Below are 12,164 nucleotides of genomic sequence, written 5' to 3'. Positions count from 1 at the left end.
CTCTCCTCCCCCGTGCCTCTGCCCCGCCTGCGGCCCCTGGCCCTGGCCGTGGCCCTGCTCTCGCCCCTGGCCGCACTGCCGCTGCAGGCGGCGGAGGCGCCGGCCGCCGGCGTCGCCGTGCGCCTCGACATTCCGGCCCAGGCCCTGGGACCGGCCCTGATCGAGCTGGGCCGCCAGACCCGCCTGCAGATCAGCTTCCCGCCGGCACTGGTGGAAGGCCGCCGTTCCGCCGCCGTCAGCGGCAGCCTGCCACCCCTGCAGGCCCTGGAACGCCTGCTGGCCGGCACCCGCATCGGCTACCGCAGCACCGGCAGCAACACGGTGCTGCTGGAGGCCCTGCCGGCACTGGCGCGGCCGGCGACGCCCATCCTCCCCGCCGCCCCTGCGGACCGTCATTTGCCTGAAGTGAAGGTGGTGGACCAGCGGGACCCCTTTCTCGGCGGCCGTACCATCGACGAGGAACTGATCCGCAGCTTCCCCGCCGGCAACGGCGACGCCACCAGCCTGCTGAAGATGCACCCCGGGGTGCAGTTCAGCGAGACCCGCATGCAGAGCAAGCGCCAGGGGGAAATCGCGCCCCAGGACATTTCCATCAACGGCGCCAAGTACTACCAGAACCTGTTCCAGGTGGACGGGGCCCGCATCAACAACGACATCGACCCCGGTTCCAACAATCCCAACCATTTCACGGACCCGCCCAGCGCCGCCCAGGGCATCGCGCTGGACACCAGTCTCATCTGCAAACTGCAGATCGCCGATAGCAACGTCTCGGCCCGCTACGGCGGCTTCAACGGCGGCGTGGTCAATGTGGAAACCTGCGACCCCAGCGCCGAGCTGAGCGGGGCCATGAGTGTGCAGTACACCAGCAGCAACTGGACCAAGCTGATCGTGGACGAACGGGATTACGAGGCCTTCCAGAATTCCAGTGAATACACGGCCCAGCCCCGTTTCCGCAAGGTTTTCTACAAGGGCAACGTCAGCGGCCGCATCAACGAGAGCTGGGGCGTCACTGCTGCCTTCAGCCGCCGCACCTCCGACATTCCCCTGCGGGCCTACAGCAGCAACGGCAGCACCACGGATGCGGCGGAGAAAACCCAGACCCGGCAGATCGACAACTTGTGGCTGAAGAACGTCATCAACATTTCACCGGATACTCGGCTGCGGGTGACGGTGGTGGACGCCCCGGGAGAAGACAATTACTTCATCAAGAACCAAAAGGATTCCGGCTTCACCTTGACTTCCGGCGGCCAGCAGCTGCAGGCGGCCCTGGAGCATCGGATGAGTACCGGCAAGTGGTTCGTCCAGGCCGGCTACAGCAGTAGCGACAGCTCCCGCCGGGGTGAAACCGACTACATGAAGTCCTGGCGCCCCTCCGCCGCAAAAAACTGGAATCCGGCGCCCAATGCAACCACTGTGGTGGAAGGCGCCTGGGGCAATGTGGACCAGAGTTCCAAGGCCGCCTCCCTGCTGGCCCGCTTCGAATCCATCCCCTTGGCCCTGGGCCCCACAGCCCACCGCTTCATGGCCGGTGCCGAGTTCGAGACGGAGGAGGCCCGCTATGCCCGCCTTAACAACCACTACTCCTACCTGCCGGCCAACGCCAAGAGCACGACCACCTGTGCCCTAGCCGGTGGTGGGACGGACAGCGACACCTGTTCCCTCTCCCCCTATTCCTACGTCAGTGGCGGAACCACCGTCAGCGGCCCTGGGCAGTATTTCAACAAACGGGATATTTATCGGGCAGGAGAGATATCTTTCTCCACCCAAAAATTTGGTTACTTCCTGGAGGACGACATCAGTTGGAAGCGTCTGCGCACCCGCTTCGGCCTGCGCGGCGACTGGGACGACTACATGGACAAAGCCACCCTGGCGCCCCGTTTTTCCCTCAACCTGGACGTGCTGGGGAATAACCGCACCAACGTCATCCTGGGCCAAAACCGCTATTACGGCCGCTCCTTTTACGCCTATCGTCTAAAAGAAGGTCGGGAAGCCTTGAAGATCACCGAGTCCCGCACCATTACCGCCGGCAAGATCACCGACTGGGTATATAGCGCGCCCAACAGCGCCGCTGCCAACCGCTTCAACGAAATCAATATTCCCTTCGACGACGAGCAGATGCTGGGCCTCTCCCAGCGCTTCGATGGCTGGCTGGCGGAACTGAAGTTCATCCATCGGGAAGGCAAGGACCAGGTTACCCTGCGCACCATCAAGGATATGGTCACCAACAAAAACTATTACAGCTATACCAACGACGGCCGTACCGAAACCGACATCACCACCCTGACCCTGCGCTCCACCGTGCCCTGGAAGCTAGCCGCCACCACCCATCAATGGGAGCTGGGCCTGGACATCACGGAAAACAAGCGCTCCCACACCGACATCAGCGAGAGCGCCATCAGCCAGAGCAACTTCGACAAGTACATCGTCTACAACGGCCAGCTGATCCACTATCTCGACCGCCCCGCCAACAACTTCAACCGGCCCAAGACCCTGCGCCTGACCACCCTTTCCAGCATCCCGGCCTGGAACCTGACCATCACCAACTTCTTCCGCCTCAAGAGCGGCTACAAGGCGGTGGTGGATACCGGCACCACTCAGACGATCAGCGGCGAAACCTACGACGTCTGGAAAACCAAGCAGTACCCCGGCTCCCTGTCCTGGGACATGAACATTGGCTGGAGCCAGAAAGTGGTCGGCACCCAGAGCCTCTTCGCCAACCTGCGCATCGACAACGTGCTCAACCGCTCCATGCAGCTGGAGCCGGTCAACAACATCCCCCAGTACGAAACCGGCCGCCAGTTCTGGCTGGAACTGGGTTACCGCTTCTGAGGCCCGCCATGAACATCACTCCGTTTTCCAAGCCCCTCCTCCTCACCCTGCTGCTGGCGGCCGGCCCGGCCCTGGCCGCCGCCCCCGACATCGCCTGCCGCAGCAACGGCGCCTGGGACAACGCCTGCCTGCGCCGCCTCTACCAGGGCGCCCCCGGCAGTTGGCCCAAGCCCCAGGTGGATGCGGGCGTAACCTGGCAGGAAATGGCGCCGGTGCCCGCCGTGGCGCCCGCCGCAAGCCCCCGCCAGGCCGCCCGGGTGGCCCTGGGCCGGGCCCTCTTCTTCGACCCCCGCCTCTCCGCCAAGGGCCAGGTTTCCTGCGCCTCCTGCCACCAGCCGGAAAAATCCTTCACCGACGGCAAGCCCCTGGCCGTGGGCGAGGACCAGCTCATGGGCCGCCGCCGCACCCCGCCCCTCTTTGCCGCCCCCTTCGCCGCCAAGCTGTTCTGGGACGGCCGGGTGGACAGCCTGGAAGCCCAGGTGCTCGGCCCCATCGCCAACCCGGTGGAGATGAACCACCCCATCGCCGCCGCCGTGGCCAGGGTCAACGGCCTGGAGGAGCACCGCAGCCTGATCCAGGCCGCCTTCGCCGCCCCCACCCTGGATGAGGCCCAGCTGGCCTGGGCCCTGGCCGACTTCGTGCGCAGCCTGCGCCCGCCGGCCACGGCCTTCGACCGTTTCCTGGCCGGGCGCAGGGACGCCCTTTCCGACAAGGAGCTGCAGGGCCTGCACCTGTTCCGCACCCAGGCCCGCTGCATGAACTGCCACAACGGCCCCCTGCTCACCGACCACGGTTTCCACCACATCGGCCTCTCCTACTACGGCCGCCGCAACCAGGACCTGGGCCGTTTCGAAGTGACCCGGGAGAAGGCCGACCTGGGCGCCTTCCGCACCCCCAGCCTGCGGGGCGTGGCCCAGGCCGGGCCGTGGATGCACAACGGCGTCTTCCCCGACCTGAAGGGTCTGCTGCGCATGTACGGCAACGCCATGGGCAACCCCACGGCCAAGGCCGTGGCCGCCGGCGACCCCTACGCCCCGCCCCTGTCGCCCCTGATCCGCAAGCTGGAACTGAACGAGGCCGACGTGGAGGCCCTGGCCGCCTTCCTGCAGACCCTTTAAGCTGCCCTACCCCGCCAGGAACACCGTCATGACCCACACCTTCCCCCTCCGCCAAGCCCTCTGGCTGGCCTTCTTCGCCATGGCATCCGCCGCCGCCAACGGGGACGCCGTCCTTACGCCGGGCCAGCCCCAGATCACCGCCCCGAGCCCCTCCCAGGGCACGGCCGGCCAGGGCGGCCTGGCCATGCGGGTTGCCGAGCGGCTGCCCTCCGTGGTGCAGATCCGCGTCCGCCGCAGCGAGGGCGTTGCCGCCGTCGCCGCCGCCAACACCGCGCCGGGCCTGCCGGTGCCGGACGGCACCGGCTCCGGTTTCGTCTTCGATTCCCAGGGCCATCTCCTGACCAACGCCCATGTGGTGCGCCGCGCCCGGCAGATCCTGGTGATCGCCCCCAACGGCCAGGAGGTGGAGGCCAAGGTGGTGGGCAGCGACGACACCACCGACATCGCCGTGCTCAAGACCGCCGCCCCCCTGGCGCCGCCGGTGCCCCTGGGCAGCAGCAAGGAGCTGCGCCCCGGCGACCCGGTCTTCGCCGTCGGTTCGCCTTTCGGCCTGGCCCACAGCGTCAGCGCCGGCATCGTCAGCGCCAGCGGGCGCTTCCTGCCGAGCAATCCCCACGTGGCCTTCCTGCAAACGGATGCGGCCATCAACCCGGGCAATTCGGGCGGCCCCCTGTTCGACGCCGAGGGCCGGCTGGTGGGCATCAATTCCATGTCCTTCTCCCGCTCCGGCGGCTATACCAACATCGGCTTCGCCATCCCGGTGGAAGAGGCCCGGCGGGTGGCCGCCATCCTCATCCGGGACGGCCAGGTGAAGCGGGGCTGGCTCGGCGCCGAACTGCAGGCAACGGAAACGGCGGCCCGGGCCCTGGGCCGGCAGCGGGGCGTGCTGGTGACCCGGGTCCATGCCGACACCCCGGCGGAAAAGGCCGGGCTGCAGGCCGGCGACCTGGTGATCGGCATCGCCGGCCGGCCCCTGGCCGACGGCGGCGACCTGCACCGCTTCCTCGCCGCCGCCGCCCCGGGCGACCGGCTGGAGCTGGAACTGTGGCGCCAGCAGCAGTCCCGCAGCGTGCGGGTGGTCCTGGGGGAAAAGCGGGAAGTGCCGCGCCCCGCCACCAACCTGGCCGCCCACGACCCGGCCCGCAGCCTGGGTCTGGTGCTGCAGGAACTGCCGGCCAAGGGCGGCCTGCGCATCCTCGCCGTCCAGGGCATCGCCGAGCAGAACGGGCTGGACCCGGGAGACGAGATCGACAGCCTGGACGGCCAGCCGGTGAAGGAAATCTACGATCTCAACCTGGCCCTGGGCCGCATCCCCAACCGGGAGATGGGCCTGCTCGGCATCCGCCGCCAGGGCCGTGCCCTGGTGCTGCCCCTGGGGCCCCGGCCCCAGGTGGGCGCTACCAGCACGACCACCCCCGGCCAGCCCCGCAGCACCACCGACGACTGAGCCTACGCCACCGCTGTCTCCGCCCCGCCCCGGGCGCGGTGGCAGCGGCAGCGCCCATTTGCCGGTAAAGTTTGCCCTATCGCCTCTCGCCCCCATTCCGCCATGGCCTTCAACACCCCCCTGCTGGAACGCATCCCCCGGGAAATCGCCGCCGTCAGCGATTACGAGCCCTATGCCCGCCGCCGCCTCGACGACAACGCCTGGATCTACCTGCACAGCGGTTCCGCCGACGAGCTGACCTTCCGCTGGAACAAGGAGGCCTTCGACCGCCTGCGCCTCAACGGCCGGGTCCTGGCCGACGTACGGGGCGGCCACACCCGGCTGGAACTGTTCGGCCAGCGTTACGAGCATCCCCTCTTCCTCGCCCCGGTGGCGCACCAGAAGCTGTTCCATCCCGAAGGGGAACTGGCCACCGTGCTCGGCGCCGGCGCCCTGCAGGCGGGCATGGTGGTGTCCACCCTGGCCAGCACGCCCCTGGAGGATATTGCCGCCCAGGCCGAGGCACCCCTGTGGTTCCAGCTCTACTTCCAGCCGGACCGGGACTTCACCCGCCAGCTGGTGCAGCGGGCCGAGGCCGCCGGCTACCAGGCCCTGGTGGTGACGGTGGACGTGCCCATCTTCGGCCTGCGCAACCGCGAGCAGCGCATCGGTTTCCACCTGCCCGCCGGCATCGACCCGGCCAATCTGCGGGGCATGGCGGCGCCGGCCCAGCCCGCCCTGTATCCTGGCCAGAGCATCGTCTTCGACGGCATCATGGCCACGGCCCCCACCTGGGAGGACATCGCCTGGGTCCGTTCCCTGACCCGCCTGCCGCTGATCCTCAAAGGCATCACCCACCCGGGAGACGCCCGCCGGGCGGCCGACCTGGGGGTGGATGGCCTGATCGTCTCCAACCACGGGGGCCGCAGCCTGGACACCCTGCCGGCCAGCATCGAGGCTTTGCCGGCGGTGGTGCAGGCCGTCGAAGGCCGCCTGCCGGTGCTCCTGGACGGGGGCATCCGCCGCGGCAGCGATGTGGTCAAGGCCCTGGCCCTGGGCGCCGCGGCCGTGCTCCTGGGCCGGCCCTGGGTCTATGGCCTGGCGGCGGCCGGCCCCCTGGGCGTGGCCCACACCCTGAAGCTGCTGCGGGAGGAGCTGGAGGTGACCATGGCCATGGCCGGCTGCGCCACCCTGGCCGACATCAACGCCGACCTGTTGTTTTCACACCACACCCGGACGCAACCTTGATCCAGGTTGAAATCCATTGAAAATCAAGGCACCGCCGCCTGCTATCCGTGCGAAACCCCTGATCTGGCAAGCCTTTCCGGCCTACCTACGGTTTGACCATTACAAATGAAAACAATTATCATTGGCTTCATTACGAGATTTAACGATCCCGGATAGCCAGCCACCTGCAGACGCCGCCCGCCGGCACGTCATCGGTCAGGAAGCCAGCCTCAACGACTTCCCACAAAAATCCCCACGGAGATTTGACCGATGGCCTACATCCAGAGCCACAAGCACGCCCCCGACCAGCAGCCCCGTTTCAAGCGCAGCGCCGCCTTCACCGCCCTGGCCCTCGCCGTTCCCGGCGTCGCCCTGGCCCAGCAGGAACAGACCCTGTCCACGGTCAGCGTCACCGCCGAAGCCGACAGCTTCAAGACCGATGCGGTGTCTTCCACCAAATACACAGCCCCGCTGGTGGATACGCCGAAGACGGTAACGGTCATCACCCAGGAAGTGCTGCAGCAGACCAATGCCACTTCGCTGCAAGAAGCCCTGCGCACCACCCCGGGCATCACCTTCGGCATGGGCGAAGGCGGCAATCCGGCGGGCGACAACGTGTATATCCGCGGCTTTAACGCCCAGACCAATACCTATATCGACGGTCTGCGCGATCCCGGTTCCCAGTCCCGCAACATGTTCGCCGTCGAAGCGGTGGAAGTCACCAAGGGCGCCGACTCCGCCTACAGCGGCGCGGCTGCCGTCGGCGGGAGCATCAACCTGGTATCCAAGAGCGCGCGCCTAGGTAATTTCGGCGAAGTCTCCGCCGGTCTCGGCACCGACAAGTATGTGCGCGGCACCGCCGATCTCAACCGGCAGATTTCCGACACCGCAGCCGTGCGACTCTCCCTGCTGAAGGAGAAGGGAGACGTTCCGGGACGCAATGCGGTGGATTACGATCACCTGGGAGCCAACATTTCCGCCGCCTTCGGCCTGGGTACCGCCACCCGTGTCACCGCCGGTCTCTACCACTATGAGACCGACGATATGCCCGATTACGGCATTCCCTACAACAACCCCTACACTTCGGGTGCCAATACGCAGTACAACGGTGATGGTGGGCCACTAAACGTCAACCGGAACAACTTCTATGGTCTGAAGGGGCGGGATTTCCGCAAGACCAATGTGGATAGCGCCAGTGTAAAGGTCGAACACGACCTCAACGACAAATGGACCATCCGCAACGCCACCCGCTATACCAAGTCCCTCAACGACTACATCGTCAGCAACCCCGGTGACAGCAGCGGTCTCAACATCACCCCTGGAAATATCACGGTTGGAACTGGCGGCACCACTACCACCGTGCCATCCGGTTTCCTTAACCGGAACCAGAAGAATCGCCATTCCGTGACCGAAAGCATCGTCAACGATACCCAGTTGAGCGGCGAATTCTTTACCGGCACGATCAAGCACAACGTCACCGTCGGCGTCGAATTCACTCGTACCGAAACTGATAGCCGTGGCTACAGCGTTACCGGGGCCAACATCAACGGCGTGCAGTTCGGCGGCGCGCCATTTGCCGATGTCGCCAATCCCAACCCCAACGACCCCTGGAACGGCACCATATCTCGGGCCACATCCGGCAGCGTCATTACCACCAACACCAGCGGCATCTATGCCTTCGATACACTGACCCTGAACAAGCAGTGGCAGCTCAACCTGGGTCTGCGCCACGACACTTTCCGCTCCTTCGTGGACAACTACACCACCAACGGTACCGCTCCGTCTGCCGACCTGGACACGAAAAGCAATTTCAACAGCTACCAAGCAGGCATCGTGTTCAAACCCCGGGACAACGGCAGCGTTTATCTGAATTTCGCCTCTGCCGCCAATCCCTCTGGCGCCACCATGGGCGACGGTGTGGGCGACAACTTGAGCGGCACCAGCGCAGCCAACCTTTCCATCAAAGATCTGGAGCCGGAAAAGGTCAAGAGCGTGGAACTGGGGACCAAGTGGAATCTGCTCAGCAATAAGCTAGCCTTGACCGCGGCCCTTTTCGACATCGAGAAGACCAACGCCAAGGTTCAGGTGGATGCCAACACCTATGCCACGGTCGGCAAACAGAAAACCACTGGCTATGAGTTGGGCTTCGCCGGTGCTCTCACCGACAAATGGTCGGTTTTCGGCGGCTACACCCATATCAACAGCGAACTAGTGGAAGTCGGTCCTCTAGCTGCCAACCAGGCCAGCAAAGGCAAGCAATTCCCCAATACGCCCGAGGACAGCTTCAGCCTCTGGACCTCCTATCGGGTCCTGCCCAAGCTGACCATCGGCGGCGGTGCCTACTATGTGTCCAGAGTATTCGGCAACACTGCCAATACGAAGTGGGTGCCGGACTACTGGCGCTACGACGCCATGGCCACCTATCAGGTGGACAAGAACCTTTCCCTGCGTCTCAACATCCAGAACCTGACGGATGAAACGTACTACGACAAGGCCTATACCACCCACATGGTGGGCGTGGCCCCGGGTCGCCAGGCAACGCTGACGGCCAACTACAAGTTCTAAGCGCCTTACCCCGCCCGGCCGCGTTTTTGCAGCCGGGCGGTTTCCATTTCCGGGCCTAGCCCATCGCCAAGGAGCCCTGCATCATGATGCTGCATATTCCGGAATTGCTGACCCGGGACCAGGTGGCCGAGTGCCGCCACATTCTGGCCAATGCCCAATGGCAGGACGGCCTCGCCACCGCCGGCATCCAGGCGGCCCAGCGCAAGCAGAACCTGCAACTGCCCGAAGGCACGCCGGCCATCGCCCGCCTGCGGGAGATCGTCACCGGCGCCCTGCTCAATAATCCCCTTTTCTTCTCCGCCGCCCTGCCCCAGCGCATCCTGCCGCCCTTCTTCAACCACTACGAAGGCGGCGGCTTCTACGGCAACCACGTGGACAACGCCATCCGCTATCCCCACGGCAGCCAAGCTGGCATCCGCACCGACGTCTCCACCACCATTTTCTTCACCGACCCGGACGAATACGAGGGCGGCGACCTGTTCGTGGACGACACCTACGGCAGCCACCAGGCCAAGCTGCCGGCCGGCGACGCCATCGTTTACCCCTCCACCAGCCTGCACCGGGTCGAGCCCGTGACCAAGGGCGCCCGCATCTGCTCCTTCCTGTGGACCCAGAGCATGATCCGGGACGACTGGAAGCGCACCATGATGTTCGACCTGGACTGCACCATCCAGAAGCTGCGCCAGCAGGTGGGCGACAGCGAGGAGGTGGTGGCCCTCACCGCCCACTATCACAACCTGTTGCGCCAATGGGCGGAGATGTAAGCCGTCCCATGAACACCGCAGCAAGCATCGCCCCCGCCCGCCGCCCCGGCTGGCTGAAGACCCTGCACCAGTGGCACTGGATCAGCTCCGCCATCTGCCTGCTGGGCATGGTCCTCTTTGCCGTCACCGGCATCACCCTCAACCACGCCGCCGACATCGGCAGCAAACCGACAGTGCTGCGCCAGCAGCTGCAACTGCCCGAAGCCCTGCAAGCCCAGCTGGCACCGGCTGCCGCCGAGGCCCGGCAGGCGCCCCTGCCGCCGGCCCTGGCGGCCTGGGCCGCCGCGACTCTGGACATCGAGGCGGCCGGCCAGGAGGCCGAATGGTCGCCGGAGGAAATCTACCTGGCCCTGCCCCGGCCCGGCGGCGACGCCTGGCTGCGCATCGACCGGGAAAGCGGCGAGGCGGAATACGAAGTGACCGACCGGGGCTGGATCTCCTACCTCAACGACCTGCACAAGGGCCGCCACACCGGCGGCGCCTGGCGCTGGTTCATCGACATCTTCTCCGCCGCCTGCCTGGTGTTTTCCCTCTCGGGCCTGCTCATCCTCAAGTACCACGCCGGCAACCGGCCCGGCACCTGGCCCCTGGTGGGCCTGGGCGCCCTGGTGCCCCTGCTGCTGGCCCTGCTGCTGATGCACTGACCCTCCCCCAACTATTACCGAAAGCCTCCGACCATGACGTTCGCCAAGAAACGCCTGCTTTCCCTGCTCCTCGGCTGCGGCCTCGCCCTGCCGTCCCTGGCCGCCGACCTGGCGGTGGAAGTGGAAATCCCCCGCCTCAACGTGGCCGAATACCACCGCCCCTATGTGGCCGTGTGGGTGGAACGGGCCGACAACAGCATCGCCGCACACCTGGCGGTGCTCTACGACGCCAAGATGAAAAACGGAGAAGGCACCAAGTGGCTGAAGGACCTGCGCCAGTGGTGGCGCCGCGGCGGCCGGGACCTGGCCATGCCGGTGGACGGCATCACCGGCGCCACCCCCACCGTGGGCAAGCAGAAGCTGCGCTTCGCCCAGGGCAAGGCCCCCCTCGGCGACCTGCCTCCCGGCGACTACAAGCTGGGCATCGAAGCCGCCCGGGAAGTGGGCGGCCGCGAGCTGCTCTACATCCCCTTCCAGTGGCCCCCCAAGCAGGCCCAGCAGGCCACCGCCCAGGGCCAGAGCGAACTGGGCCACATCACCCTGGACCTGAAGCCCTGAGCCCGAGGCAGGGCGGATCACTCCGCCCCCCTCGGTGATCTCTGTGCCCTCTGTGGCCAGCTTTTAAAACTCCTCCCCATTCCCACCGCAAAGGATTCCCCATGAAACTGCTGCGCCCCCTGACCATCGCCGCCCTCCTGGCCGCCGCCCTGGTGCCGGCCGCCCAGGCCCACAACGCCTGGCTGCTGCCCTCCTCCACCGTGCTCTCCAAGGCCCAGTGGATCACCGTGGATGCGGCCGTGGCCAACGACCTCTTCTTCTTCAACCACAACGCCCTCAACCTGGACAACCTGACCGTCACCGCCCCCGACGGCAACAAGGTGGCGCCGGAAAACCTGGCCAAGGGCAAGCTGCGCAGCGTCTTCGACCTCAACCTGACCCAGGCCGGTACCTACCGGGTGGCCGTGGTCAACGCCGGCATCATGGCCAGCTTCAAGCTGAAGGGCGAACCCAAGCGCTGGCGCGGCAGCGCCGAAGCCTTCGCCCGGGAAATCCCGGCCGAGGCGGAAGAACTGAACGTCAATGAAATGGCCGGCCGCAACGAAACCTTCGTCACCGTCGGCAAGCCTTCCGTCCTGGCCCCCATCGGCAAGGGCCTGGAACTGGTGCCGGTGACCCATCCCAACGACCTGGTGAACGGCGAGGCCGCCACCTTCCAGATGCTGCTGGACGGCAAGCCCGCCGCCGGCCTGGAAGTCACCGTCACCAAGGGCGCCACCCGCTATCGCAACCAGCTGGGCGAAATGAAGCTGAAGACCGGCGCCGACGGCAAGTTCAGCGTCACCTTCCCCGAAGCCGGCATGTACTGGCTCGACGCCGAACTGAAGGACAGCAAGACCAGCGTCAAAGCCGCCAAGGAACGCCGCGTCACCTACGCCGCCACTCTGGAAGTGCTGCCCCAGTAAGGCGTAGAAGGCGTTTAGCCACAGAGGGCACAGAGATCACCGAGGTTTCTGTGCCCCGGCTGCCTCGGGTTTCCCGTTCCCGGTGACCGGGGTAAACGGCCTGAGCTGCACCCCTTCACCGTTCCCGC

General features: G+C 66.2%; 9 protein-coding genes. All 9 read left to right on the top strand.

Translation table 11 applies throughout. The annotated features are described in order from the left end of the window. A partial coding sequence (locus tag AC1RTA_RS05725) for a TonB-dependent receptor (protein ID WP_492784188.1) occupies window positions 1–2,829 on the top strand: 2,829 nt, incomplete at its 5' end. Between the two features lie 8 nt (window positions 2,830–2,837). After that, the gene (locus AC1RTA_RS05720; protein ID WP_492784187.1) at window positions 2,838–3,947 is read left to right on the top strand and encodes a cytochrome-c peroxidase; all 1,110 of its coding nucleotides are present in this window, start codon (window positions 2,838–2,840) and stop codon (window positions 3,945–3,947) included. A gap of 28 nt (window positions 3,948–3,975) precedes the next feature. Beyond that, window positions 3,976–5,394: a trypsin-like peptidase domain-containing protein gene (locus tag AC1RTA_RS05715; protein WP_492784186.1), complete on the top strand. Its 1,419-nt coding sequence runs from the start codon at window positions 3,976–3,978 to the stop codon at window positions 5,392–5,394. A 102-nt stretch (window positions 5,395–5,496) separates the two neighbouring features. Next, entirely contained in the window at window positions 5,497–6,621 is a 1,125-nt protein-coding gene (locus AC1RTA_RS05710) for an alpha-hydroxy acid oxidase (protein ID WP_492784185.1), read from the top strand. A 249-nt stretch (window positions 6,622–6,870) separates the two neighbouring features. Then, window positions 6,871–9,165, top strand: a complete 2,295-nt coding sequence (locus AC1RTA_RS05705) for a TonB-dependent receptor (RefSeq protein ID WP_492784184.1) — start codon at window positions 6,871–6,873, stop codon at window positions 9,163–9,165. Between the two features lie 83 nt (window positions 9,166–9,248). After that, window positions 9,249–9,929: a Fe2+-dependent dioxygenase gene (locus AC1RTA_RS05700; protein ID WP_014236752.1), complete on the top strand. Its 681-nt coding sequence runs from the start codon at window positions 9,249–9,251 to the stop codon at window positions 9,927–9,929. Between the two features lie 8 nt (window positions 9,930–9,937). Beyond that, window positions 9,938–10,573, top strand: a complete 636-nt coding sequence (locus AC1RTA_RS05695; RefSeq protein ID WP_172974786.1) for a PepSY-associated TM helix domain-containing protein — start codon at window positions 9,938–9,940, stop codon at window positions 10,571–10,573. Window positions 10,574–10,606: 33 nt separating this feature from the next. Beyond that, on the top strand, window positions 10,607–11,131 hold the full coding sequence (locus AC1RTA_RS05690) for a DUF2271 domain-containing protein (RefSeq protein ID WP_152090694.1): 525 nt from the start codon (window positions 10,607–10,609) through the stop codon (window positions 11,129–11,131). 101 nt (window positions 11,132–11,232) lie between these two features. After that, on the top strand, window positions 11,233–12,036 hold the full coding sequence (locus tag AC1RTA_RS05685; RefSeq protein ID WP_492784183.1) for a DUF4198 domain-containing protein: 804 nt from the start codon (window positions 11,233–11,235) through the stop codon (window positions 12,034–12,036). Window positions 12,037–12,164: the final 128 nt, after the last annotated feature.

This window comes from Azospira sp. MPR-E4 (assembly GCF_058809645.1).
The sequence above is the reverse complement of the archived record's forward strand: the minus strand, read 5'-3'. Positions and strand labels throughout refer to the sequence as shown.